The 23,433-nt window shown below is 71.3% G+C and carries 22 protein-coding genes; 16 read left to right on the forward strand and 6 right to left on the reverse strand.

Going from position 1 to position 23,433, the window contains the following annotated elements; translation table 11 throughout:
* Window positions 1-60 precede the first annotated feature (60 nt).
* Both pnuC and OVA02_RS12620 read left to right on the forward strand, forming a co-directional pair.
* A complete protein-coding gene (gene pnuC / locus OVA02_RS12615) occupies window positions 61-744 on the forward strand; it encodes a nicotinamide riboside transporter PnuC (protein ID WP_159824818.1) in 684 nt (227 codons plus the stop codon).
* On the forward strand, window positions 725-2,560 hold the full coding sequence (locus OVA02_RS12620; protein WP_267659704.1) for a glycoside hydrolase family 15 protein: 1,836 nt from the start codon (window positions 725-727) through the stop codon (window positions 2,558-2,560). The genes pnuC and OVA02_RS12620 overlap by 20 nt, the downstream gene beginning before the upstream one ends.
* A 102-nt stretch (window positions 2,561-2,662) precedes the next feature.
* Here the strand turns inward: OVA02_RS12620 and OVA02_RS12625 are convergent, their stop codons facing one another.
* Window positions 2,663-4,027 (reverse strand): glucose-6-phosphate dehydrogenase, encoded by a 1,365-nt coding sequence (locus OVA02_RS12625; RefSeq protein WP_056045748.1) that lies wholly within the window; start codon window positions 4,025-4,027, stop codon window positions 2,663-2,665.
* A 200-nt stretch (window positions 4,028-4,227) separates the two neighbouring features.
* Window positions 4,228-5,541 carry an FUSC family protein gene (locus tag OVA02_RS12630; RefSeq protein WP_267658613.1) on the reverse strand — a complete coding sequence of 438 codons (1,314 nt, stop codon included), beginning with the start codon at window positions 5,539-5,541 and terminating at the stop codon, window positions 4,228-4,230.
* Between the two features lie 132 nt (window positions 5,542-5,673).
* Here OVA02_RS12630 and OVA02_RS12635 point away from each other — a divergent pair, with 132 nt between their 5' ends.
* The 3 genes from OVA02_RS12635 (at window position 5,674) to OVA02_RS12645 (ending at window position 10,589) form a co-directional block, all read left to right on the forward strand.
* A complete protein-coding gene (locus tag OVA02_RS12635; RefSeq protein WP_267658614.1) occupies window positions 5,674-9,126 on the forward strand; it encodes a DNA polymerase III subunit alpha in 3,453 nt (1,150 codons plus the stop codon).
* A 93-nt stretch (window positions 9,127-9,219) separates the two neighbouring features.
* Window positions 9,220-10,242 (forward strand): glutathione S-transferase family protein, encoded by a 1,023-nt coding sequence (locus tag OVA02_RS12640; RefSeq protein WP_123570205.1) that lies wholly within the window; start codon window positions 9,220-9,222, stop codon window positions 10,240-10,242.
* Between the two features lie 11 nt (window positions 10,243-10,253).
* Entirely contained in the window at window positions 10,254-10,589 is a 336-nt protein-coding gene (locus OVA02_RS12645; protein WP_235452497.1) for a TraR/DksA family transcriptional regulator, read from the forward strand.
* A 57-nt stretch (window positions 10,590-10,646) separates the two neighbouring features.
* Here OVA02_RS12645 and OVA02_RS12650 read toward each other — a convergent pair whose 3' ends face one another.
* Window positions 10,647-11,363, reverse strand: coding sequence for a TetR/AcrR family transcriptional regulator (locus OVA02_RS12650; protein WP_267658615.1), 717 nt, complete (start codon window positions 11,361-11,363; stop codon window positions 10,647-10,649).
* A 124-nt stretch (window positions 11,364-11,487) separates the two neighbouring features.
* Between OVA02_RS12650 and OVA02_RS12655 the strand changes: the two genes are divergently transcribed.
* The 6 genes from OVA02_RS12655 to OVA02_RS12680 all read left to right on the forward strand — a co-directional run bounded on the left by OVA02_RS12655 (window position 11,488) and on the right by OVA02_RS12680 (window position 16,021).
* Window positions 11,488-12,039: an NAD-dependent epimerase/dehydratase family protein gene (locus tag OVA02_RS12655; protein ID WP_267658616.1), complete on the forward strand. Its 552-nt coding sequence runs from the start codon at window positions 11,488-11,490 to the stop codon at window positions 12,037-12,039.
* A complete protein-coding gene (locus OVA02_RS12660) occupies window positions 12,036-12,410 on the forward strand; it encodes a hypothetical protein (RefSeq protein ID WP_267658617.1) in 375 nt (124 codons plus the stop codon). Before OVA02_RS12655 ends, OVA02_RS12660 begins: the two co-directional genes overlap by 4 nt.
* A gap of 231 nt (window positions 12,411-12,641) precedes the next feature.
* Entirely contained in the window at window positions 12,642-13,307 is a 666-nt protein-coding gene (locus tag OVA02_RS12665) for a GAF domain-containing protein (protein WP_267658618.1), read from the forward strand.
* Between the two features lie 77 nt (window positions 13,308-13,384).
* Window positions 13,385-13,882, forward strand: coding sequence for a hypothetical protein (locus OVA02_RS12670; protein ID WP_267658619.1), 498 nt, complete (start codon window positions 13,385-13,387; stop codon window positions 13,880-13,882).
* Window positions 13,883-13,976: 94 nt separating this feature from the next.
* Window positions 13,977-15,518 carry an aldehyde dehydrogenase family protein gene (locus tag OVA02_RS12675; RefSeq protein ID WP_056045771.1) on the forward strand — a complete coding sequence of 514 codons (1,542 nt, stop codon included), beginning with the start codon at window positions 13,977-13,979 and terminating at the stop codon, window positions 15,516-15,518.
* A gap of 92 nt (window positions 15,519-15,610) precedes the next feature.
* Entirely contained in the window at window positions 15,611-16,021 is a 411-nt protein-coding gene (locus tag OVA02_RS12680) for a DUF779 domain-containing protein (protein ID WP_267659705.1), read from the forward strand.
* A 22-nt stretch (window positions 16,022-16,043) separates the two neighbouring features.
* Here OVA02_RS12680 and OVA02_RS12685 read toward each other — a convergent pair whose 3' ends face one another.
* Window positions 16,044-16,685, reverse strand: coding sequence for a hypothetical protein (locus OVA02_RS12685; protein ID WP_159826417.1), 642 nt, complete (start codon window positions 16,683-16,685; stop codon window positions 16,044-16,046).
* 88 nt (window positions 16,686-16,773) lie between these two features.
* Between OVA02_RS12685 and rplU the strand changes: the two genes are divergently transcribed.
* The 4 genes from rplU to OVA02_RS12705 all read left to right on the forward strand — a co-directional run bounded on the left by rplU (window position 16,774) and on the right by OVA02_RS12705 (window position 19,866).
* Window positions 16,774-17,085 carry a 50S ribosomal protein L21 gene (rplU, locus tag OVA02_RS12690; protein ID WP_054144935.1) on the forward strand — a complete coding sequence of 104 codons (312 nt, stop codon included), beginning with the start codon at window positions 16,774-16,776 and terminating at the stop codon, window positions 17,083-17,085.
* Window positions 17,086-17,099: 14 nt separating this feature from the next.
* A complete protein-coding gene (gene rpmA / locus OVA02_RS12695) occupies window positions 17,100-17,366 on the forward strand; it encodes a 50S ribosomal protein L27 (RefSeq protein ID WP_043596143.1) in 267 nt (88 codons plus the stop codon).
* A 124-nt stretch (window positions 17,367-17,490) separates the two neighbouring features.
* Window positions 17,491-18,666: an alcohol dehydrogenase catalytic domain-containing protein gene (locus OVA02_RS12700; protein ID WP_267658620.1), complete on the forward strand. Its 1,176-nt coding sequence runs from the start codon at window positions 17,491-17,493 to the stop codon at window positions 18,664-18,666.
* A gap of 231 nt (window positions 18,667-18,897) precedes the next feature.
* Window positions 18,898-19,866 carry a phosphodiesterase gene (locus OVA02_RS12705; protein ID WP_159826413.1) on the forward strand — a complete coding sequence of 323 codons (969 nt, stop codon included), beginning with the start codon at window positions 18,898-18,900 and terminating at the stop codon, window positions 19,864-19,866.
* 364 nt (window positions 19,867-20,230) lie between these two features.
* Here the strand turns inward: OVA02_RS12705 and OVA02_RS12710 are convergent, their stop codons facing one another.
* Window positions 20,231-21,064, reverse strand: coding sequence for an oxygenase MpaB family protein (locus OVA02_RS12710; protein WP_056045784.1), 834 nt, complete (start codon window positions 21,062-21,064; stop codon window positions 20,231-20,233).
* Window positions 21,065-21,102: 38 nt separating this feature from the next.
* On the opposite strand from OVA02_RS12710, the gene OVA02_RS12715 reads away from it, so the two are divergent.
* Entirely contained in the window at window positions 21,103-21,579 is a 477-nt protein-coding gene (locus tag OVA02_RS12715) for an NUDIX hydrolase (RefSeq protein ID WP_267658621.1), read from the forward strand.
* Window positions 21,580-21,741: 162 nt separating this feature from the next.
* Here OVA02_RS12715 and OVA02_RS12720 read toward each other — a convergent pair whose 3' ends face one another.
* The gene (locus tag OVA02_RS12720; protein ID WP_267659706.1) at window positions 21,742-23,397 is read right to left on the reverse strand and encodes a stealth family protein; all 1,656 of its coding nucleotides are present in this window, start codon (window positions 23,395-23,397) and stop codon (window positions 21,742-21,744) included.
* Window positions 23,398-23,433: the final 36 nt, after the last annotated feature.

Consider the following 23,433-nt stretch of genomic DNA (forward strand, 5'->3'; position numbering starts at 1 on the left):
GCGCCCCGGGGACGCCGTGGTCCCGCACCACCCGCCTCCCCGACCGAAGAGAGCCTCCCGATGAATCCGTTGCTGTGGTTGTTCGACGCGCAGGTGCACATCGGCGACCAGACGATCCTCTGGCGCGAGGTGGTGGGCAACGTCTTCGGCCTGCTCAGCGCCCTCGGCGGCATGAGGCGCAAGGTCTGGGCCTGGCCGATCGGCATCGTGGGCAACGCGCTGCTGTTCACCGTCTTCCTCGGCGCGGTGTTCGACACCCCCAACCCGGTGAACCTGCTCGGGCAGGCCGCACGCCAGGTGATGTTCATCGTGGTGTCGATCTACGGCTGGTACCGCTGGAAGCACGCCGACGACGCCGGCGGCGCGGCCGTCGAGCCCCGCTGGGCGGGGTGGAAGAACCGGGTGCTGATCGTCGTCGTCCTCGTCGGCGGCACCGCCGCGTTGACCCCCTTGTTCCGCCTGCTGGGGTCGTACGAACCCGTGTGGGCCGACGCCTGGATCTTCACCGGGTCGCTCCTCGCCACCTACGGCATGGCCAAGGGCTGGGTCGAGTTCTGGTTGATCTGGGTCGCGGTCGACCTCGTCGGCACTCCCCTGTTGTTCAGCGCCGGCTACTACGCGTCGGCGTTCATGTACGTCTTCTACGGCGCCTTCACGCTCGCGGGGTTCGTCGTCTGGGCTCGCACCCGGCGGCAGAAGCCCAAGGTCGAGACGCTCTGGCCCGATCCGACGCTGCAACGCTGATCCCGGCCCCGGCGCGCGCTGGTTTGATGAGCGCATGCCCCTGCCCATCGAGAACTACGCACTGATCGGCGACCTGCACACCGGAGGCCTCGTCGGCTCCGACGGCAGCATCGACTGGCTCTGCCTCCCCCGCTTCGACTCCGCGTCGACCTTCGGTGCCCTGCTCGGCGACCACGACGCCGGACGCTGGCTCGTGGCCCCCTCCGACGCCGCCGCCACCTCGACCCGGCGATACGTCGACGACACCTTCGTGCTCGTCACCCGCTGGACGACGCCCACCGGAGTGGTCGAGGTCACCGACCTCATGCCCTACGGCGACCGGCGGGCCGACGTCGTCCGCCGGGTGACCGGGGTCTCGGGCACCGTCTCGATGCACGTGGACCTCGCGATCCGGTTCGGCTACGGGACGGCCCTCCCCTGGGTGCGGCAGATCCCCGAGGGCGACGAGACGGCCCTCGTCGCCACGGCCGGGCCCGACGCCGTCGTGGTCCGCGGCCCGCGGCTGACGGCCACCGACCACACGCACGAGGCGACGTTCGACGTCTCCCCCGGCGAGACGGTCGACCTCAGCCTCACCTGGTACCCGTCCCATCGCGAACCGCCGGCGCCCCTCGACGTGCCGGCCGGCATCGACGAGACCGTCGCCTGGTGGCAGGCATGGGCCTCACGCTGCTCGGCCCCCGAGGCCTACGCCCCCGAGGTGCACCGGTCGCTCCTGATCCTCCGAGCCCTCACCAACGAGGACACCGGAGGCATCGTCGCCGCGGCGACCACTAGCCTGCCCGAACGGTTCGGCGGCTCGCGCAACTGGGACTACCGCTACGTCTGGCTGCGTGACGCGTCGATGACGCTGCAGGCCCTCATCCTGCACGGATACGCCGAGGAGGCCGACCGGTGGCGCGGCTGGCTGCTGCGTGCCATCGCCGGGGACCCCGCCGACGTGCAGATCATGTACGGCCTGGCCGGCGAGCGGTACCTGCACGAGAGCGAACTCGGGCATCTGCCCGGCTACGACGGGGCCTCACCGGTGCGCATCGGGAACGCCGCGTACGAGCAGTACCAGGGCGACATCTTCGGCGAGGTGATGGTGGCCCTGCACGAAGCCCGCCTGCTCGGCGTCGAGGAGAGCGAGTACTCGTGGCCCCTGCAGCGTGCCCTCATGCAGTACGTCGAGGACAACTGGACCCGGCCCGACAACGGCATCTGGGAGATCCGCGGCGAGTTGCAGCACTTCACCCACTCGAGGGTGATGATCTGGGCCGCTCTGGACCGGGCCATCAAGGGCATCGAGCAGTTCGGCCTCGACGGCCCGGTCGACCGGTGGCGCCGGCTGCGTGACGAGGTGCGCACCGAGATCGAGACCCGCGGCTGGAACGCCGACCGCGCCTCCTTCACCCAGCACTACGGCACGACCGAGGTCGACGCGTCCCTGCTGCAGCTGCCGCAGGTCGGCTTCGTCGCCGCCGACGACCCCCGGATGCTCGGCACCGTCGCCGCCATCGAGCACGATCTGCTGCAGGACGGCCTGCTCCTGCGTTACCGCACCGAGAGCGGCATCGACGGCCTGGACGGGGCGGAGAACCCGTTCTTGACCTGCTCGTTCTGGCTGGCCGAGCAGTACGCCGCCTCGGGGCGCGTCGACGACGCCGTCGCCCTGATGGACCGGCTGGTCGGCTACTGCAACGACGTCGGGATGCTCTCGGAGGAGATCGAGGTCGCGACGGGGCGCCACGTCGGCAACACCCCGCAGGCGTTGTCGCACCTGGCGCTGGTGCGCGCGGCCGACGCGATCGGGAAGGCGCACGACCGCGGGTGACCCGACCCGCGCCTCCTCGGCTGCCGGACGCGACGACGGCCGCCCTGCTCGGGAGAGCGGGGCGGCCGTCGAGGTCTGCCGGTCAGGAGTGCGCGACCAGGATCAGGCGGGCCAGTCCGACGGACCGGTCGACCCGGCGGCGTAGGTGTCGAGGGGCACCTGGTCGGCCTTCCAGGCCTCGATCACGGGAGCGACGATCGCCCAGCAGCGCTCGGCCACGTCGCCGCGGATCGAGAGCGTCGGGTCGTCGTGGAAGATGCCGCTGAGCACCTCGCCGTAGGGCGTGAGCTCGGGCTTGCCCAGGGTGACCGACATCGTCGACTTCTCGAGGTCGAAGGGGTTGCCCGAGCCGTTCGTGGTGACGCCGAGCTCCATCGTCTCGGGGCTGATCTCGATGCGGAGCGTGTCGGGCGTCGACGAGCCGTTGAGGCCCTCGGGAAGCGCGGGGACCGGCTTGAAGGTGATGAGCACCTCTTTGCGGATCTTGGTCATGCCCTTGCCCGAACGCAGGATGAACGGCACGCCCGCCCAGCGACGGGTCTTGACCTCGAACTCGACCTCGGCGAGGGTCTCGGTCTGGCGCTCGTTGTCGACGCCGTCCTCGTCGGCGTAGGCGGGGACGTCCTTGCCGTCGATCGTGCCGGCCGCGTACTGGGCGCGACGGCTCGAGGCGACCGGGTCGGCGTCCTTGACCCAGGTGGCGCGCAGGACGCGGGCGATCTCGCTGCGCAGCTCGACCGAGTCGATGCTCGACGGGGCGTCCATCGCGATGACGGCGAGCACCTGCAGCAGGTGGCTCTGGATCATGTCGATCAGTGCGCCGGCCTTGTCGTAGTACTGGGCGCGACCCTCGAGGCCGAGGACCTCGTCGTAGAAGATCTCGACCTTCTCGATGTTCTCGCTGTTCCAGACCGGCTCGAAGAGGCGGTTGGCGAAGCGCAGGCCGATCATGTTGAGGACCGTCGCGCGACCGAGGAAGTGGTCGGTGCGGTGGATGCGCTCCTCGGGGACGATCTTGAGGAGTTCGGCGTTGAGCTCGCGAGCGCTCTCTTCGTCCGAGCCGAACGGCTTCTCGAGGGCGAGGCGCAGGCCGTCGGGCAGGTCGATCTCGGCGAGCGCCTGGATCACCTTGGTGCTGATGGCGGGCGGCAGGGCGAAGTACATGACCGGCGTGCCCTCGCTGGCCTCGAACAGGGCCTTCAGGTGCTCGACCGTGGTCGGGTCGCCCTGGATGTACCGGCTCGACGCCAGCGTCTTCTTGGCGAGGTCGCTGCCGGCGTCGCCGTTGAAGGCGGTCTTCACGACGTCGTCCCACTCTTCGGGGCTGCGCTCGCTGCGGCCGGTGCCGATGAGCTGGACGTCGACGCCGCGGTCGCTCTTGAGCAGGCTCGCGAGGCCGGGGAGCAGCAGACGCTCGGTGAGGTCTCCGCTGGCTCCGAGGATGATGAGGGTGGTGGTGTCTGTCACAGTGCAGCTTTCGTGGGAGGGCGACGATCGTGTCGTCGCTGGTCGATCAGGCGGCGGGGGTTCTCGGGGCCACGGGTGTCAACGCACAGGGGGGACGGACATTCCCGTCGACCGCCCCGGCCGCGGAGGGCACGGGTCGCGTCTCGGCGCCGGTGCCCGGTCAACCGTACTGCTCCCGGAGGGTGAGCGCCGTATCGGGGTCAGCGACCGGCGTCGGCCTCGCCGTCCTGCACGGTGTCGTGCGGGGCGGTGTCGCGGGGTGCGCTGTCGTCGTCGACCGGCCCCGTGCTGTCGGTGCCGCCCACCCGGCCGCCGGTGTCGTCGTCGTCGGCCGCGCGCCCCTCCTCGGCGGCGTCGTCCTCGGGGCGGGGCGCGGTGGTGTCGTCGGGGTCGAGCGCGGCGATGATGCGTCCGAGCGAGACGGCGATCGAGACGCCGCCGCTCGTGTCCGTGGTCGGGCGGTCCCGGTGGCGGTCGACGGCGTCCCAGAGGTCCGCGACGCGTCGCCGGGCGTCGGTGAACGCGTCGACGTCGTCGGCCCCGTGGCGTCGGATGACGGTGGCGACGCCGTGCACGGCGTGGGCGACGTCGGGCGCGAGGTCGTCGGGCATGCCGATCTGCCGGCCGATCCGGCGACCGAGGATGCCCGAGACCTCGGCGACGTCCTGCAGGTGGAACGAGACGCGCTCGTACGTGGCGAGATCCGCGTACTCCTGGCCGAGGTCGCGGCGGCGGAGCAACCACCGCGGGTTCATGCGACGGGACTCGTCCGCGTACGCGACGGTCTCGCGGACGCGGCGGAGGGTGCTCGGCAGGACGCCCACGCGACGCTCCCATTCGTCGTCCTCGAGGGGCCAGGGGGTCTCGAACACGCCGGCGACCTCGTCGGCCCGGTCGGCCAGCGAGTCCTTCACCCGGAGGAGGCGATCCTCGGCGCGCGAGGCGTAGAGCGGCGGCACGAGCACCAGGTTGACGATGACGCCGACGACGACGCCGACCCCGATCTGCACGATGTAGCCCAGCGAGTAGGCCTCGGCGTTCGCGCCGCCGAGCAGCAGCACGAACAGCCCGGCCGTGAGCACCCAGTCGCGACCGGCGCCGAGCCAGCGGATGCCGGCCACGAGCACGCCGACCCCGACGACGAGCGCCACCGCCAACACGCCGGGCTGACCGTCCTGCAGCGAGAAGACCGCCGTGGCGAGGGCGATGCCGACGACCACGCCGACCAGCACCTGGAACCCCTGTCGCAGCGAGCTCTTGATGGTCGGGTACATCGCGATCACGGCGCCGAGCGGCGCGTAGTACGGGTAGTCGGCGGCGACGCCGGGCACCTGCGGCGCGATCCAGTAGGCGAGGGCGGCGGCGAGCGCCGTCTTCACGGCGAGCAGGAGGCGCGGTTGGGCCAGCAGGACGCGGGTCCAGTGGGTCGCGGTGCGGGCGTCGCGACGCAGGGCGGACCGTCGATCGGGCGAGGTGGAGCCTCGATCGGTCGGGGTGGGGCGTCGATCGGACATGCCCCGATGATGGCAGGCCGTGGGACCCGAGGGACGGGCCACGGGGTGCGACGGCCGATCGGAGCGACGTACACTGGTCGAACACCTGTTCGAACGACCCGGCCGGGGGTTCAGCAGCCCGAGGTACCGACCATGAGCTTCACCCACCTGCGCGTCGCGTCGGCGTTCAGCGCCCACCACGGCACGGCGCACCCGAAGGCGCTCGTCGACGCCGCCGTCGCGGCGGGTGCCGACGCGGCGGCGATCACCGACCGGGACGGGCTGTACGGGGCGATCCGGCACGTCGGGGCCTGCCGGACGGCGGGCGTCGACCCGATCGTCGGAGTCGAGCTGGGGTGCCGGGACGACCGCGAGGGGTTCGTGGACGGTGGTGCCGACGGCGGCGGGGCCGTCGGCGGGGTCGACCGCATCGTGGTGCTGGCGCACGGGGCGCGGGGCGGCGGGCCGGCGAAGGCGGGGTGGGCGGCGCTGTGCCGGCTGATCAGCGCGTCCCACGGTCGGGCCACCCGCCGCGCCAGCGGCAGCGCCAACAGCGTGGCGACCATCGCCCGGTCCCGGGTGAGGGGCTTCGTCCAGGGCGAGACCGAGCCGGCGGCGACCGTGCTGCTGGGGCCCGACTCCGACGTGGGCCGACTGGTCCAGGCGGGGCGTCACAGCGAGGCCGCGGCGTCGCTCGCCGACTGGGCGGCGACGCTGCCGGGCGGCGTGGTGGTCGAGGTGGTCTGCCACCTGACCGAGCCGGGCGAGAGCCGCAGCATCCGGCACGCCGCCCGCATGCTCGAGTTGGCCGACCACGTCGGGGTGCCGGCCGTGCTCACGAACGCCGTGCGGTACCTCGATCCCGACGAGGCCGTCACGGCCGACGTGCTCGACTCGGCGGGGCACCTGGCCGCCCTCGGCTCGTTCCGGCCCCAACCGAACGCCCAGGCCTACCTCAAACGCCCCGCCGACATGCGCCGACTGGCCCGTCTGGTGAGCGACGCCTCGTCGTTGCCCCGCAGCGTCGGCGACGAGATGCTCGCAGCCACCGAACGCCTGGCCGACCGGTGCCGACTCGACCCCGTCGCCGACCTCGGCTGGGGCCGCCCGAAGGTGCCGGAGCTCAGCGCGATCGGCGTCGACGGCGACCCCGACCAGGCGCTGTTCCGGCAGGCCCAGGCCGGCGTCACCGAACGCTTCGGCGACGCCGACCGTGCCCTGCGCGACAAGGTCGAGGACCGCATGCGCTACGAACTCGGCATCATCACCGGGTTCGGCTTCGCCGGGTACTTCCTCACCGTGGCCGACGTCTCCGCACTGATGCGCGACCTGCGGGTGCGCAACGCGGCGCGGGGATCGGGGGCGGGCAGCCTCGTCACCTACCTGCTGCGCATCTCGAACGTCGACCCGATCGAGCACGACCTGCTGTTCGAACGGTTCCTCGGCAACAAGCGCGAGACCCTGCCCGACATCGACATCGACGTCGAGGCGGCGCGGCGGCACGAGGTCTACCGGGCGATCTTCGACCGGTACGGCAGCAACCGGGTCACGCTCATGTCGATGCAGTCCACCTACCGCGGACGCGGGGCGGTGCGCGACGCCGGTCTCGCGCTGGGCCTCGACGACGAGCAGATCGACCTCGTGGCCAAGAACGTCTGGCGGTCGAACGCCCGAGACCTGCGCACGGCGATGGCCGAGAAACCCGAGCTGCGCGAGATCGCCGAACTCGCCCGGAGCAACGACCAGATCGACCTGCTCGTCGACCTCAGCGAACGGCTCGACCGTCTGCCCCGGCACATCTCGATGCACCCGTGCGGGGTCATCCTCGGCGACTCCGACCTGCTCAGCACGACCCCCGTCCAGCCCAGCGGCATCGGCCTGCCGATGAGCCAGTTCGACAAGTACGACATGAACGACGCCGGCCTGCTCAAGCTGGACGTCCTCGGCGTCCGCATGCAGAGCTCGCTCGCTTACGCCCTCGACGAGATCGAACGCGTCAACGGCCCCCGTGCCGCCCTCGCCGGAGCCCTGCCCGTCGACGTGCCCTACGTGAACCGCCAGGGTCGGATCGAGCTCGACGAGATCCCGCACGACGACGAGCCCACCTTCGAGGCGATCCGCACCACCCACACGCTCGGCATGTTCCAGATCGAGAGCCCCGGTCAGCGCGAGCTGATCGGCAAGATGCAGCCCGACCGCTACGAAGACCTCATCGCCGACATCTCGCTGTTCCGGCCCGGCCCGATGAAGGGCAACATGATCGCGCCGTTCCTCGACACCAAGCACGGATTCCAACAGCCCGACTACCTGCACCCGAGCTTCGCGTCGTTCCTCGACGACAGCTACGGGGTGGTCATCTACCACGAGCACGTGCTGCGCATCCTCGAGGCGACCATGCAGGTGTCGCTCGCCGAGGCCGACGAGATCCGACGGCACATGGGCAAGGGCGACGACGACGCGCTCGAGGCCACCTTCCGCAAGCGCACCCGCGGCAACCTCGACCCCGCGACCGGGAGGCGACGCTTCGACGACGCCGCGGTCGACCGGATCTGGGCCGCGCTCAAGGGGTTCGGGTCGTTCGGCTTCTGCAAGGCCCACGGGGCCGCGTTCGCCCTGCCGACCTACCAGAGCGCGTGGTTGAAGACCCACTACCCGGCCGAGTTCCTGGCGGGCGTCCTCACCCACGACCCGGGCATGTACCCGAAGCGGTTGCTGCTGACCGAGGCGCGACGCATGGGCGTCCCCGTGCTGCCGCTCGACGTCAACGCCTCGACCGACGTCTACCGGGTCGAGCGCCTCCGGCCGCCCGCGACCCCGATCGCGCCGACCCGGGTCGGCGACCTCGGTCTGCGGCTGTCGCTGGCCGACGTGCACGGCATCAGCGACGCCGAGTTGGCCCGGGTGGTCGTGAACCGTCCCTACGACTCGATCACCGACTTCTGGCAGCGGGCGACGCCGTCTCGATCCCTCTTCGAGCGCCTGGCGCAGGTCGGGGCGCTCGACTCGGTCGCCGGGCCCGGCCGCACCCGCGGCGACGTCCTGGCGCGGGTGCGGGCGCTCACCGGCCGGTCGTCGCGCCCGAAGGCCACCGACGTCGAGAACCAGCTCGACTTCTCGATCGACGACTCCGACACGGTGCCGACCGGCACGCCCGACGTCGACGCCCGGCAGCGGGTCGCCGACGAGCTCGACATCCTCTCGATGGAGGTCAGCGAACACGTGATCGAGAGCTACCGGCCCATGCTCGACGACCTGGGCGTGGTGCGCGCCGCCGACCTGCGCGACCACTGGAACGGCACGACCGTGCTCGTGGCGGGCATCCGCATCGCGACCCAGACCCCGCCGATGCGCAGCGGCAAACGCGTGGTCTTCATCAGCCTCGACGACGGCAGCGGCTGCTCCGACTCCACGTTCTTCGAGGAGGCCCAGGCCCGCGCCGGCTCGCTGCTGTTCGGCACACAGCTGATGGTGATCCAGGGACGCACGCGTCGCACCGGCGAGCGCGGCATCTCGCTCGAGGCCGAGAACGCGTGGGACCTCAAGGCGATGTGGCGCGACTGGAACGCGGCCCGCGCCTCCTCGTCCCTGGCCGTCGGCAACTCCTGACCCGTGTCGCCACCACGGCGGCCGGGGCCGCCGCTCGTCCCTGCACGTCGCAGCAGCCAGGAATTGCCGACACCCCGTGCGTAGGGTGGCGACATGAGCGATCAGCAGGTCAAGGGCAGCTACGTCGAACCGGGTCAGGAGTACACCCGCGACACCAACTACATCGAGGACCGCATCACGCGCGATGCCGTCGACGGGTGGCCGGTCGAGGCCGGTCGCTACCGCCTGGTCGCCGCCCGGGCCTGCCCCTGGGCGAACCGCAGCGTCATCTCGCGACGCCTGCTCGGGCTGGAGGACGCGATCTCGCTCGGCTTGCCCGGCCCCACGCACGACGCCCGCAGCTGGACCTTCGACCTCGACCCCGACGGTCGTGACCCCGTCCTCGGCATCGAACGCCTCCAAGAGGCGTTCTTCGCCCGCACGCCCGACTACCCGCGCGGCATCACCGTGCCGGCGATCGTCGACGTGCCGAGCGGCAAGGTCGTCACGAACGACTTCCCCCAGATCACCCTCGACTTCGCGACCGAGTGGACCGCCCACCACCGTGAGGGCGCCCCCGACCTCTACCCCGAGGCCCTCCGCGGCGAGATCGACGAGGTGAACGCCGTGGTCTTCCACGACGTCAACAACGGGGTCTACCGCGCCGGTTTCGCCGGGTCGCAGAAGAGCTACGAGCGGGCCTACCGCACCCTCTTCGAGCGGCTCGACTGGTTGTCCGAGCGACTGGCCGGTCAGCGCTACCTCGTGGGCGACACCATCACCGAGGCCGACATCCGGCTGTTCACCACGCTCGCCCGGTTCGACGCCGTCTACCACGGGCACTTCAAGTGCAACCGGAACAAGCTCAGCGAGATGCCGGTGCTCTGGGCCTACGCCCGCGACCTGTTCCAGACCCCCGGGTTCGGCGACACGATCGACTTCGACCAGATCAAGGCGCACTACTACGTCGTGCACTCCGACATCAACCCCACGGGCATCGTCCCGGTCGGTCCGGACGCCTCGGGATGGCTCACCGACCACGGGCGCGAGCAGCTCGGTGGCCGCCCCTTCGGCGACGGCACTCCCCCGGCACCGCCCCGCGCCGGCGAAGAGGTGCCGACGCTCGTCGGGGCCTGAGGCACCGCCTCGTGCTCGATCCCTCGGACCGGTTGCGCACCACACGCGACGAGGCCCTGGCGCTGGCCGCGCGACTGCTCGGGGACATGGAGGCGGTGGCCGCGGCCCGCGAGGGAGCCAACGTCGACGACGAGCACGACCCCGAGGGGTCCACGATCGCCTACGAACGGTCGCAGCTCGACGCCGTCCGGCGATCGGCCCTCGAACGCGCCGCCGACGCCGAGGCCGCCCTGGCCCGGCTCGCCGACGGCACCTTCGGGCGCTGCGAGCGATGTGCGGCCCGGATCGGCGACGCTCGGCTCGAGGCGCGACCCACCGCCCGACTCTGCATCGACTGCGCGAGCTGACCCGCGCCTCCTGCAGGCGCCTCGTCCCGCGCCCACAGCGGGGGCGTCAGCGGGGCGTCAGCCCCAGATGCGAGCGATCTGCTCGTCGAGGAACGACTCGAACCAGGCGTCGCGGTCGGTGACGACGTCGGTGAGGTGACCGAAGAGCTCGAAGCTGAGATGCCCGTAGAGGGCCGTCCAGGCGGTGATGCCCGCGGCCAGCACACCGGGGGCGACCGACGCCCCGAGGCCCTGGGCGAGCTGCGTGAACTCGTCGGCCAGGCCGGCTCGCACGGGCATCGCCCGCAACGTGGCTCCGCTCGCCGCCGCGTCGTCGACCGCCCCGAGCAGGAGCAGCCCCACCGCAATCGCCGGTTCGACGGTGTCGACGGGGGCCGCGTACCCGGGGACCGGTGAGCCGTAGAGCAGGGCGTAGCGGTGCGGGTCGGCGATCGCCCAGCGACGGGTCGCACGGGCCGTCTCGCGGAAGCGCTCCTGGTGGTCGGCCCGGTCGACGGCCTGCTCGGCCCGACGGGCGGCCTCGGCGAGGTCGACGTAGGCGTCGGTGATCAGGCAGGTCAGCAGGGCGTCGCGGCTCGGGAAGTACCGGTAGATCGCCGACGACGCCATGCCCAGGTCGCGCGCGACGGCGCGCACCGACAGGGCGGCCGCTCCCACCTCGGCCAGTTGCCGGTGGGCCGAGGCGAGGGCGCGCTCGACGATCTCGGTCCGTGCGCGCTCGCGGACGCCCCCCACGGCCCGGTCGCGTCCGTCGTCCCCTGCGTTCGTGGTCATGCCCCGATCCTGTCGTCCGAGAGCACGCGACACAAACGAGAGCACCGCTCTTGCGTGTCGGGCCGCCCTACCCTAGGGTCAGATCCGAGAGCACCGCTCTCGCTCATTGCCCCAGGAGGACCCCATGCCCACCCATCTCGTCGTCGGAGCCGGAGCCATCGGCACCCCCCTCGTCCGCCGCCTCGCCGAGCGGGGCGACACCGTGCGCGTCGCCACCCGCCGCGGCACCGCGATCACCGGGGCCGCCCCGTTCACGCTCGACGCCAAGGACGCCGCCGCCCTGACGAACGCGGCCCACGGCGTCGACACGATCGTGGTCTGTTCGAACCCGCCCTACCCCGCCTGGGGCGTCGAGTGGCCGGCCATCACCACGGCCCTGATCGAGACGGCCTCCACCACGGGGGCGGGCATCGTGCTGATGGGCAACCTCTACGGCCACGGGCCGGTGTCCGAGCCGATGACCGAGCACACGCCCCTCGCCTCCGCCGGGGGAAGGGCAGGGTGCGTGCCGACAGCTGGCAGCGGCTCCTGGCCGCGGCCGACCGGGGCGTCCGGGCCGTCGAGGTGCGCGCGAGCGACTACTTCGGGCCCGGTGCCGGGCGCAACGCCCACCTCGGCAGCGACTTCTTCGGGCCGCTCGTCGCGGGCCGCACCGCCCACGCGGTCGGCGACGTGACCCAGCCGCACGCCTGGGCGTACCTGCCCGACGTCGTCTCGACCCTCGTGGCCGCCATCGACCGCGACGAGTGGGGACGCGCCTGGCTGACGCCGCACGCCACCCACGCCTCACGGGTCGCGATCGCCGAGGAGGCGCGGCGCCGCTACGGCCTGACCGGTCGCGTCCGCCCGTGGAACCCGCTGCTGTGGGCCGGCCTGACCCGCACGGTGCCGTTCCTCCGCGAGGTGAGGGCGATGCAGTACCAGTTCGACTCGCCCTTCGTCGTGGACTCGTCCGAGAGCGAACTCCTGCTCGACATCGGACCGACCCCGTGGCCCGAGGCGCTGGACGCGACGATCGCGGCCGCCCGCGACGCCGTGCGTCGGTGACTCCTGACTCCTGTCGCCCGCGCACGACGACGGCCCCTGCCCCCGGGGACGTCCCGCGACGGCGCGACGGGAAGCAGGAGTTGCCGACGGGACCGACGGTTCCCCGAGGTCACAGCAGACCCCCACGCGCCGCCCTTCCCCGACGGCCGCACGCCACCGTACGCTGACAGCACCCCGGCGACGACGCCGCACGACGGCCGACTCGCCCCGATCGACGACGATTGGTGCTCCATGACGCTGACCGCGAGCCGTCCGCCCCGCGACGTCGGGCCGCAGCGCCGGGTGGTGCGCGACTCGTGGGACCGCGCCTCCCGGCACCGGCTCGATCCCGACGGCCTGCCCCGACTCGAGCTGCCCGAGGACGACCTCGACGTCTGGCGTCGGGACCACCCGTTGGCGCTCGCGCTGCCCGTGGTGCGTCGTCTGCTCACGGACGACGTCTCGGGCTCGGGACTGCTCGTCGCGCTGGGCGACGAGCACGGACGCCTGCTCTGGGTCGAGGGCGACCACGCGGCCCGCCGCCGCGCCGAGGACATGCTGTTCGTCGCCGGTGCGGGCTGGTCGGAGTCGCGGGTCGGCACCTCGGCCCCGGGCACCGCCCTCGTGCTCGACCGGGGCGTGCAGATCCGCGGCGACGAGCACTGGAACCACCGCGTGCGGGCCTGGAGCTGCACGGCCGTCCCGGTCCACGATCCCGTCGACGGGCACGTCATCGGAGTCGTCGACATCACGGGAGACGAGCGGGCGGCCGGCTCGTTGACGCTGCCCCTGGTCACGGCGACCGTCGCGGCCGTGGAGGCGCACCTCGCGCTCCTGGGATTCGCTGCGGTCGATCGCGTCCCGACCCGCACCCCCGGCGGCCGGTCCGATCCGGTCCGGACTCCCCCGCCGGCCTGACGACCCTGGGCCGTGACGAAGCCGTCCTCACGGTCGGGGACGGCCGCATCGCGCTGGGTGCCCGGCACTCCGAGATCATGACCCTGCTCGCCCACCGGACCGCCGGCTACACCGCTCACGAATTGGCCGACGCGGTCTACGGCGACGTCGACGCGGTGTCCACCCTGCGCCCCGAGATGGTGCGCCTGCGGCACGTCGTCGAGGCCCTCGACCCCACGCTGGTCCCCCTGTCGCGCCCGTACCGCCTGCCCCGCCCGGTGGCCCTCGACCTCGACGCGCTCGTCGGACTCGTCGACCGCGGTGCCCACCGCGCCGCCGTGCGAGCCGACACCGGCCCGGCGCTGCCCTCGTCCACGGCACCCGGCGTCGTGGCGCTGCGGGTCGAGGTCGCGGCGACCGTCCGGGACGCGCTGCTCACCGGCGGGTCGATCGAGAGCCTGGTGTCCTACTCCGAGTCGGACGCGGGTCGCGACGACGTGCGCGTGCTGCTCGAGCTGCTGCGTCGGCTTCCGCCGGGATCGCCCCGGCGGACGCACCTGGTCGCGCACCTCGAGGCGCTCGGTGGCCGGGACTGACGCGCAACCGGATGCAACCCCGCCCGACGTAGCCTGCCGCCAGCGGCGGGCGACCCCCGCCACCGACCCGACACCGTCGTCGAAAGGGACCGTCATGACCGTCACCACTCCCCCGAACACCTACGCCGCGCCGGGACGGCCCGACGCGAAGGTGGCCTTCAAGCCCCGCTACGACCACTTCATCGGCGGCGAGTACGTCGCCCCGGCGAGCGGGCAGTACTTCGAGAACCCGAGCCCGGTGAACGGCAAGGTCTTCACGGAGGTCGCCCGGGGCAACGCCGCGGACGTCGACAAGGCGGTCGAGGCCGCCTGGCGCGCGTTCGACTCGTGGAAGAAGACGACGATCGCCCAACGCGCGCTGATCCTCAACAGGATCGCCGACGTCATGGAGGCGAACCTCGAGATGCTCGCCGTCGCCGAGACCTGGGACAACGGCAAGCCCATCCGTGAGGCCCTCGCCGCCGACGTCCCGCTCGCGATCGACCACTTCCGCTACTTCGCCGGGGCGATCCGGGCGCAGGAGGGTTCGACCGGCGAGATCGACGCCGACACCGTCGCCTACCACTTCCACGAACCGCTCGGCGTGGTCGGCCAGATCATCCCCTGGAACTTCCCGCTGCTGATGGCCGTGTGGAAGCTCGCCCCCGCCCTCGCCGCCGGCAACTGCGTCGTCCTCAAGCCGGCCGAGCAGACCCCCGCGTCGATCCACGTCTTCATGGACCTCGTCAAGGACCTCCTGCCCGCCGGGGTGCTCAACATCGTCAACGGCTTCGGCGTCGAGGCCGGCGCCCCCCTGGCGAGCCACCCGAACATCCGCAAGATCGCGTTCACCGGCGAGACCACCACCGGGCGCCTGATCATGCAGATGGCGAGCGAGAACCTCATCCCGGTGACGCTCGAGCTCGGCGGCAAGAGCCCGAACGTCTTCTTCGCCGACGTCGCCGACGAACGGGACGACTTCTACGACAAGGCCCTCGAGGGCTTCTCGTTCTTCAACCTGAACTCGGGCGAGGTGTGCACCTGCCCGAGCCGGGCGCTCGTGCAGCAGTCGATCTACGACCAGTTCACCGCCGACGGCGTCGAGCGGGTGAAGAAGGTGAAGCAGGGCGACCCGCTCTCGATGGACACCATGATCGGCGCCCAGGCGTCCAACGACCAGCTCGAGAAGATCCTGAGCTACATGGACATCGGCAAGCAGGAAGGCGCGACGCTGTTGCTCGGCGGCGACCGGGCCGACCTGGGCGGCGACCTGACCGGCGGCTACTACGTCAACCCGACGATCTTCGAGGGCCGCAACTCGATGCGGATCTTCCAGGAGGAGATCTTCGGCCCCGTCCTGTCCCTGACGAGCTTCAGCGACTACGACGACGCCATCAAGATCGCCAACGACACCCTCTACGGTCTCGGTGCCGGCGTCTGGAGCCGCAACGGTGCCCAGCTCTACCGGGCCGGCCGCGACATCCAGGCCGGTCGCGTCTGGTCGAACACGTACCACCAGTACCCCGCCGGGGCGGCGTTCGGCGGCTACAAACAGTCCGGCATCGGTCGCGAGAACCACAAGATGATGCTCGACCACTACCAGCAGACCAAGAACCTGCTGGTCAGCTACGCGGACGGTCCGATGGGCTTCTTCTGATGACGCCCGAGCAGACGGCCGCCGTCGCGCCGGCAGCGGCAGCAGCCGAGGAGGCGCGGGTCGGCGCGGTCACGCCGGCCCCCGCCTCCGGGATGGTCGCCGCCACCCCCTCCCGGGTCGACGTCTCCCCCGAGGCGGCGGCGTTCCTCGTGTCCCTGACGGCGCAGCACGGCCCGCTGATGTTCCACCAGTCGGGTGGCTGCTGCGACGGTTCGTCGCCGATGTGCTACCCCGTCGGGTTCTTCCGGGTGGGAGCCGTCGACGTCCATCTGGGCGACCTGCACGTCGACGGGATCGACCCGATCGAGGTCTACATGTCCCGGAGCCAGTTCGAGTACTGGAAGTACACGCACCTCACGATCGACGTCGTGCCGGGCCGCGGGGCCGGGTTCTCGATCGAGAGCCCGGAAGGCCGGCGGTTCCTGATCAGGTCACGACTGCTGGACGACGACGAGCTGCGGGCGTTCGGACTCGACGACGCGGTGGGCGACACCCCGGTCTGATCGGCCGACGCCGCCCGGGGACTCAGTCGGTCGGCGGGTGGGGCAGGGCGTAGACGCCGTGCCCCACCCGGTCGACCACTCCCTGTCGGGCGAGGACGCTCAGCGTCGAGAGCACGCTGCTCCGGCGGTAGTCGGGCAGGGCGGCGACGATCTCGGTGGTGCGCCGGGCCCCGTTCCGCAGCACCTCGGGCACGCGGTCGGCCAGGGAGTCGCCGACGGGCGCGGTCGCCGGGGCGACGTCCGTCGGGTCGCCGGCCCGCGCCTCCTGGTCGTACTCGGCCCGGGCCTGGTCGAGTCCCTCGGCCGAGACCCGGGTGGTCGCACCGTCGGCACCGGAGGCGTGCGCGTAGGGCGCGAGGGTGAGCGACCGGCCGACGCGCGCGTACACGGCCGAGGCGCTGGTGCCCTGGTGCTCGGCGATCTCGGGGTACGACGCGCCGCCGAGCAGCAGCACCGCCTCGCCCTCGAGGCCGAGCCACTGGCCGAGGCTCGCGATCTCCCAGCCGGCGGTCGTCACGGCCGAACCCCAGACCTCGATGTCGTCCGCGTGGTCGGTGGTGAGCGTCTCGAGGTCGTCCAGCAGGTCGAGGAGTCGCCGGCGGGCGTCGTCGACGATCTCGGCCGTGAACTGCGGCGGGCGGCGAAGTTTGATCGGTCGTGACATTTGTGAAAGACTATCCAAGTTGCCTTCGTGGCACCACGACGTCGTCCGGCAGTCCGGGCGTCACATCCCCCACTTTTTTGGAGTTCCCATGGCTTTCGCAATCGTGCGCGCCGGTGGCCGTCAGGAGAAGGTCGAGGTCGGCACGATCCTGACCGTCGACCGCCTCAAGGCCGCGACCGCCGACACCGTCTCGTTCGTCCCCGTCCTGCACGTCGACGGCGACACCATCCTGTCGGGCGACGACCTGGCCAAGGTCACCGTCGAGGGCGAGGTCCTGAACGACCTGCGCGGCCCGAAGATCGTCATCCAGAACTACAAGAACAAGACCGGTTACAAGCGTCGCATGGGCTTCCGTGCCGACCTGACCCGCGTCAAGATCACCTCGATCACCACCAACTAAGGGGCTGACACCACATGGCACACAAAAAGGGCGCATCGTCCACCCGCAACGGTCGTGACTCGAACGCACAGCGCCTCGGCGTGAAGCGCTTCGGCGGCCAGGTCGTCCTCGCCGGCGAGATCATCGTCCGCCAGCGCGGCACCCACTTCCACCCCGGCGTCAACGTCGGCCGCGGCGGAGACGACACCCTCTTCGCCCTCGCCCCCGGCTCGGTCGAGTTCGGCAACAAGGGCGGCCGCAAGGTCGTCAACATCGTCGCCTCCGCGACGGCCGTCGCCTAGGCGACAGCACACGCGTCATCCGCCTCGGGGCGGTCGGGCCCAGGCCCGGCCGCCCCGAGGCTTTTCCGTGCCCGCTGTACCCCTCGTCCAGGCGGCACGGGGCGAGGACGCGTAGACGGGAAGGATGAAGGCACTCACGTACCAGTCCGTCACCAACGTCTCCGTCGAGGACGTCCCCGATCCCACGATCATCGACCCGAGCGACGCGGTCATCAAGGTCACGTCGGCCGCGATCTGCGGAAGCGACCTGCACCTGTACGACGCCCTGGGCGCGTTCCTCGACAAGGGCGACGTGCTCGGCCACGAGACCATGGGCATCGTCACCAAGGTCGGTTCCGAGGTCAGCCGCATCAAGGTCGGCGACCGTGTCGTCGTCCCCTTCGTCATCGCGTGCGGCCACTGCTTCATGTGCGACCGCGGACTCTTCTCGCAGTGCGAGACCACCCAGGTCACCGAGTACGACTCGGGCGCCACCCTCTACGGCTTCAGCAAGCTCTACGGCCAGGTGCCCGGTGGCCAGGCCGAGCAGCTGCGGATCGCGCGTGCCGACGCCAACCTCGTGAAGGTCGGCGCCGACCTGCCCGACGAGCGCTACCTCTTCCTCAGCGACATCCTGCCGACCGCCTGGCAGGGCGTCGAGTACGCCCAGGTGCCCGAGGGCGGCACCCTGGTCGTCCTGGGCCTCGGCCCGGTCGGCCAGTTCGCGTCGCGCATCGGCAAGTACCGCGGCTACCGCGTCATCGGCATCGATCCGGTGCCCGAGCGTCGCGCCATGGCCGAGCGCCACGGCGTCGAGGTCCTCGACCTGACGAAGGACGTCGCCGACGTCGTCAAGGGCATGACCGACGACCGCGGACCCGACTCCGTCGTCGACGCCGTCGGCATGGAGGCACACGAGCACGCCGGCATCGGCCTCGTGCAGAAGCTCGCCGCCGCCCTGCCCGACGCGATCGGCCAGGCCGTCATGCAGAAGGCCGGCATCGACAGCCTCGGCGCCATGCACCTCGCCTTCGAGATCGTGCGCCGTGGCGGCACCGTCTCGCTCAGCGGGGTCTACGGCGGCACGGCCGACCCCACGCCCTTCCTCACGCTCTTCGACAAGCAGATCACCATCAAGATGGGCCAGTGCAACGTCCAGAAGTGGATGGACACCCTGATGCCCCTCGTCGAGGACCCGACCGACCCGCTCGGCACCGAGGACCTCGTCACCCACCCGGTGCCGCTCTCCGAGGCCGCCGCCATGTACGACGTCTTCAAGAACAAGGAGGACGGCTGCATCAAGGTCGTCCTCAAGCCCTGACGCCTCGACACGTCAGAGACCTCGACGACGCGACCCCCGCCTCCTGGGGGTCGCGTCGTCCCGTGGGGCGGGCTAGCGTCGTCGCTCGGGAATGCGGCCTGTTCGACGACCGTTCACCGAAACGCGCGCGCACGTTCACCCCACTCATGGCAATCGGGTGATGGACTGGTGACGAATCAACAACGAGGGTCTCGTCCCGAGCCCACGTCGGCGACATCGATTGAGAGAACCATGGATCTCCGGACGGCCGAACACCCCAGGCCGAACCACTTCATCCTGCACCTCAGCGACACGCACCTCGTCGGCGGGGACCGCGACCTCTACGGCGCCGTCGACAGCGAGGCCCGGCTCCGTCAGATCATGGACGAGATCGAGGCGTCCGACGGGCGGCCCGAGGCCATCGTCTTCACGGGCGACCTCGCCGACAAGGGCGAGCCGGAGGCCTACCGCAAGCTCCGCGCCCTGATCGAGCCCGTCGCCGAGCGACTCGGAGCCCAGGTCATCTGGGCCATGGGCAACCACGACGACCGCAGCGCGTTCCGGTCCGAGCTCTTCGGGCAGCTGCCGTCGCAGCGACCCGTCGATCTCGTCTACGACGTCAACGGCCTGCGCGTCATCACCCTCGACACGACCGTGCCCGGCCACCACTTCGGCCGGCTCTCGGGTGACCAGCTCGACTGGCTCGCCGAGGAGCTCTCGACCGATGCCCCCGACGGCACCATCATCGCCATGCACCACCCGCCGGTCCCGAGCGTGCAGGACCTGACGGCCCTCGTCGAGCTGCGTGACCAGGCGGCCCTCGCCGAGGTGATCGAGGGCAGCGACGTCCGCTCCATCATCGCCGGGCACCTGCACTACTCGACCAACGCCACCTTCGCGGGCGTCCCCGTCTCGGTCGCGTCGGCCACCTGCTACACGCAGGACCTCAACGTCGCCGGCGGCGGAACCCGCGGCCGCGACGGTGCCCAGGCGTTCAACCTGGTGCACGTCTACGAGGGCACCGTCGTGCACTCGGTCGTGCCGATCGGCACCTACGAGACCGTGGGCGAGTACGTGCCGGCCGACGTGGTGGCCGAGCGGCTCGCCGTCGCTGGCGTGCGCATCGCCCCCGCCGCCCCCCGCCACCGCGCGACGGACACGGCACCGGTGCCCGTGGTGCCGCGTGACCTCGCGCTGACGGGGCCGATCGACACGCTCTGACCGGGCGGGCGGGCCCTCGCACCACCGCAGCCGGTCTCGTGCACCGTCGGCAACTCCTGGCTCATGCTGCGCGCTACGGCCGGTGCCCCCTTCCCTGGCCCGTCGTGCAGCACGGAGCAGGAGTTGCCGACCCACTCGGTGCCGTCGACGCCGCCCGTCCCGACGCAGCCACGCCGAGGACGACCGACCGCCCCGAACACGGCCCGCGCGAGTCGGCAATTCCTGCTTCACGTCGCTCGAACGACGCCGACACGCCCCCGCCTGCGATCGCCGTGACGCGAGTCAGGATTTGCCGACGAGGGACGAGGACGCCGTGACAGGAAGCCAGACGTGCCGACCCGGGCGCCGGCGACGGCGGACCGGGTCAGCCGTGGGCGGGGGTGCGGGCCTCGGCGGCCATGGCCGCACGCAGCCTACGCAGGTACCCGTCGCGGAGGACGTGACGGAGGCGCGGTGGCAGATGTGGGACGACCGCAGCCGTGACGAGCATCACCCGGTCGTAGCGGCGTTGGACGGCCGGCGACCAGGGCAGGCCGAAGTCGTCACGGACTCGATCCGGCAACGACCCCGCGGTGACGAGCCGGGCGAGCGGCATCACCGCTCTCAACCACCACGGCCCCGTCGTCGGGTGCAACAACTCGTGGGCGACCCGACGCGTGACGTCGTCCACCACGAGGTGCGCGACGGCGTCGTCCCAGTAGCGCCGGAACGCCGCTGCATCGGCCGGCCACAACTCTCGCGGCATCTGCAGCGACGTGCCGACGAGGGCGTAGTCCTGGTAGACGGTCTCGGCGTGGGCCGGGTCGATCGGCCCGTGCACCCGCTCGAACAGCTGCACGGCCGAGTCGTAGAGCGTGGCAGCGACCCAAAGCTGCAGATCGGGGTCGAACGCGTCGTACCGCACCGACGAGGACCCGCCGTCGTGCACCGGACGGTGCGCCCGCCCGACGACCCGGCGGACGTGGGCCACCTCGGACGGGGTGCCGAAGACGATGGCGTAGAGGTACGTCATGGTGCCGTGCAGCCGCGACAGCGGGCGCTCGACGAAGTCGCTGTGCTCGGCGACGCCGTGCCCCACCCCGGGGTTCGCGAGTTGCAGCAGGATCGCCCTGCCCCCACCGGCCAGGAGCAGCGACTCGCCCGCCATGTCGGAGATGCGCCGCACGTCCGAGCCGTGAAGGGTCCAGGGCAGTCGCATGCGGTCAGCCTACGGCGGGCCGTCGGTAGGGTGCTGACATGGCCACCCCCGACTTCGTCCTGTCCCTGCGCGAGAAGATCGGCACGGCACCGCTGTGGCTCGCCGGCGTCACCGCGGTCGTGGTGCGCGGTGACGAGACGCTGATGGTGCGCCGAGCCGACACCGGCGCCTGGACGCCGGTGACGGGCATCGTCGACCCGGGCGAGCACCCCGCCGACGCCGCCGTCCGCGAGACCCTCGAGGAAGCCGACCTGCACGTCGTCCCCGAACGGCTGGCCTCGATCGGAGTGACCGACGAGGTCGTCTACCCGAACGGCGACCGCGCGCAGTACCTCGACCACACCTTCGTGATGCGCTACGTCTCGGGCGAGCCCTCCCCTGCGGACGGCGAGAACACCGAGGCCCGGTGGTTCCGGCTGGACGCCCTGCCGCCCATGGGCCCGGACATGCTCTCTCGTCTCGACGCCGCACTCTCGGGCGAACAAGCCGCCCGCTTCGGCACCTCGCCGAGCTGAGCGGCCGTCCGGACGACGGTGACGGCCACCGCGCCGGTGACCGGCGTCGGCACTCGGCGCCAGTGACCGGCACTCGGCGCCAGTGACCGGCACCCGGGGCCGGTGACCGGCGACCGGCGGCCGGTGATGCCCGTCACACTCGCGACGCGGGTACGACCGGCGTCAGTCCGACCCGTCGAGCCCCCGCTGGGACGACGATCCGGTCGCCTCGCCCGACTGCGCCGCCTTGGCTCCGAGTGCCCGCCTGTCCTGCTCGGCGTTCTCGAGGGCGACGCGCTGCATCTCGTCCTTCTCCCACGGTGCGGGGAACGGGTAGTACCGCTCGAGGAAGTCCGTGACCGTCGCGGTCCGCTCGTCGTCGGTGACCTCGGGGAAGCTGCCGTCGTTGAGGCAGAAGAAGTCGAACGCGCGTTTCTTCAGCACCTCGGACAACGACGCCAGGCCCGACACCATCGTGGTGTCGATGTAGCTGACCTTCGCGTTCTCCTGCACGATCGCCCGACCCGTCATCAGCGAGTAGTAGTGGTAGAGCGAGTTCGTGACCGAGATGTTCTCCTTCGCACGGAAGGGGCTGCCGGCGGTGGCGGCGAACTCGTCGGCGAACTCGTGCTCCATCTCGAACAGGACGCTGCGGCGCAGCGGCGCGGCCGTGTGCTCGAGGTGGCGGGTGAGGACGCGGCCGAAGCGCTGCTGCAGCAGGCGGCGGTTGACCCGCGCGGCGTTCTCGAACCCGCTGCGGTCGATGTTGTTGTGCCCGAGCCCGATGCGGGTGTCGGCCTCGATGAACTTGGTGACGGAGCCCGGAGAGAAGAACATGCTCGGCGCGACGGGTCGCCCGAAGAACATGTCGTCGTTCGAGTACAGGAAGTGCTCGCTGAGACCCTCGATGTGGTGCAGCTGGGACTCGACGGCCTGCGAGTTGTGCGTCGGGAGCATCGAGAGGTCGCTGAAGAACTCCTCGCTGCGCACGACGCGGACGCGGGGGTGCTCGCCCAACCACTCGGGCACGGGCGAGTCGGTCGCGATGTAGATGTTCCGGACCCACGGGGCGAACATGTAGACCGACCGCAGGGCGTACTTGAGCTCGTCGATCTGACGGAACCGGGCCGCCGAGTCGTCGCCCTCGCCGACCACGTGACGTTTTGCCTGGGCGGCCCGGGCACGTTGGTACTCGATGGAGTTGCCGTCGACCCACGAGAAGACGATGTCGATGTCGAAGGTGATGTCGGTGGCGTGGTCGTCGAACATGTGCTCGAGGGTGGGCCACTCGATGCCGTACCGCTCGACGGTCTGTTCGACGGCCTCGGCACGGGGCAGTTCGGTGCGCATGAGTGCGTTCTCGGTCGGGGCGAGGATCTCGTCGTCGGTGATGATCCAGAACTCGACCTGCACGGCCGTGCCCGCGCCGTAGCGGAGGCGGCCGATGGGTTCGACGCGGGGCCGGTAGACACGGAAGACCCGCTCCGTCTCGAGCTCGAGCCCGCCCTCGACGACGAGGGACGCCTGACCCTTGCGGGGCTTGGCGTAGAAGGGCTCGGTGGCCGAGGCCGCGACCATGGCGGCGGTAAAGCGGTCACGGTGGACGGTGTCGACGGCGATCACCGGGCGGACGTCGTTTCCGCGCACGAGCAGGAAGGGCACCTGGGCGGCGTCGAGCACCCGCCGGATGTAGAGCAGGTCCTCGATCATCGACTGTTGGGGCGTGAGGTGACCGTTGAGGAGCGTGAACTGGCCCTTGCGGACGACGACGTCCTCTCGGTCGAGACCACCGGCTCGGTGACGAGGGGTCAGGAGAGGGCTCTCGGACGTGCCGACCATCTCTGACGTACCGGGGATCTCCGTGGCCATGCAGAC

It is taken from the genome of Frigoribacterium sp. SL97, assembly GCF_026625765.1.
Taxonomy (GTDB): Bacteria; Actinomycetota; Actinomycetes; order Actinomycetales; family Microbacteriaceae; genus Frigoribacterium.

What these genes read in the sequence shown, in the direction of transcription:
- pnuC (WP_159824818.1), top strand. Translation starts at nt 61, where the DNA reads ATGAATCCGTTGCTGTGGTTGTTCGACGCGCAGGTGCACATCGGCGAC.
- OVA02_RS12630 (WP_267658613.1), bottom strand. Translation starts at nt 5,541, where the DNA reads ATGTCCGATCGACGCCCCACCCCGACCGATCGAGGCTCCACCTCGCCC.
- OVA02_RS12635 (WP_267658614.1), top strand. Translation starts at nt 5,674, where the DNA reads ATGAGCTTCACCCACCTGCGCGTCGCGTCGGCGTTCAGCGCCCACCAC.
- OVA02_RS12640 (WP_123570205.1), top strand. Translation starts at nt 9,220, where the DNA reads ATGAGCGATCAGCAGGTCAAGGGCAGCTACGTCGAACCGGGTCAGGAG.
- OVA02_RS12650 (WP_267658615.1), bottom strand. Translation starts at nt 11,363, where the DNA reads ATGACCACGAACGCAGGGGACGACGGACGCGACCGGGCCGTGGGGGGC.
- OVA02_RS12655 (WP_267658616.1), top strand. Translation starts at nt 11,488, where the DNA reads ATGCCCACCCATCTCGTCGTCGGAGCCGGAGCCATCGGCACCCCCCTC.
- OVA02_RS12665 (WP_267658618.1), top strand. Translation starts at nt 12,642, where the DNA reads ATGACGCTGACCGCGAGCCGTCCGCCCCGCGACGTCGGGCCGCAGCGC.
- OVA02_RS12670 (WP_267658619.1), top strand. Translation starts at nt 13,385, where the DNA reads ATGACCCTGCTCGCCCACCGGACCGCCGGCTACACCGCTCACGAATTG.
- OVA02_RS12675 (WP_056045771.1), top strand. Translation starts at nt 13,977, where the DNA reads ATGACCGTCACCACTCCCCCGAACACCTACGCCGCGCCGGGACGGCCC.
- OVA02_RS12680 (WP_267659705.1), top strand. Translation starts at nt 15,611, where the DNA reads ATGGTCGCCGCCACCCCCTCCCGGGTCGACGTCTCCCCCGAGGCGGCG.
- OVA02_RS12685 (WP_159826417.1), bottom strand. Translation starts at nt 16,685, where the DNA reads ATGTCACGACCGATCAAACTTCGCCGCCCGCCGCAGTTCACGGCCGAG.
- rplU (WP_054144935.1), top strand. Translation starts at nt 16,774, where the DNA reads ATGGCTTTCGCAATCGTGCGCGCCGGTGGCCGTCAGGAGAAGGTCGAG.
- rpmA (WP_043596143.1), top strand. Translation starts at nt 17,100, where the DNA reads ATGGCACACAAAAAGGGCGCATCGTCCACCCGCAACGGTCGTGACTCG.
- OVA02_RS12700 (WP_267658620.1), top strand. Translation starts at nt 17,491, where the DNA reads ATGAAGGCACTCACGTACCAGTCCGTCACCAACGTCTCCGTCGAGGAC.
- OVA02_RS12705 (WP_159826413.1), top strand. Translation starts at nt 18,898, where the DNA reads ATGGATCTCCGGACGGCCGAACACCCCAGGCCGAACCACTTCATCCTG.
- OVA02_RS12710 (WP_056045784.1), bottom strand. Translation starts at nt 21,064, where the DNA reads ATGCGACTGCCCTGGACCCTTCACGGCTCGGACGTGCGGCGCATCTCC.
- OVA02_RS12715 (WP_267658621.1), top strand. Translation starts at nt 21,103, where the DNA reads ATGGCCACCCCCGACTTCGTCCTGTCCCTGCGCGAGAAGATCGGCACG.
- OVA02_RS12720 (WP_267659706.1), bottom strand. Translation starts at nt 23,397, where the DNA reads ATGGTCGGCACGTCCGAGAGCCCTCTCCTGACCCCTCGTCACCGAGCC.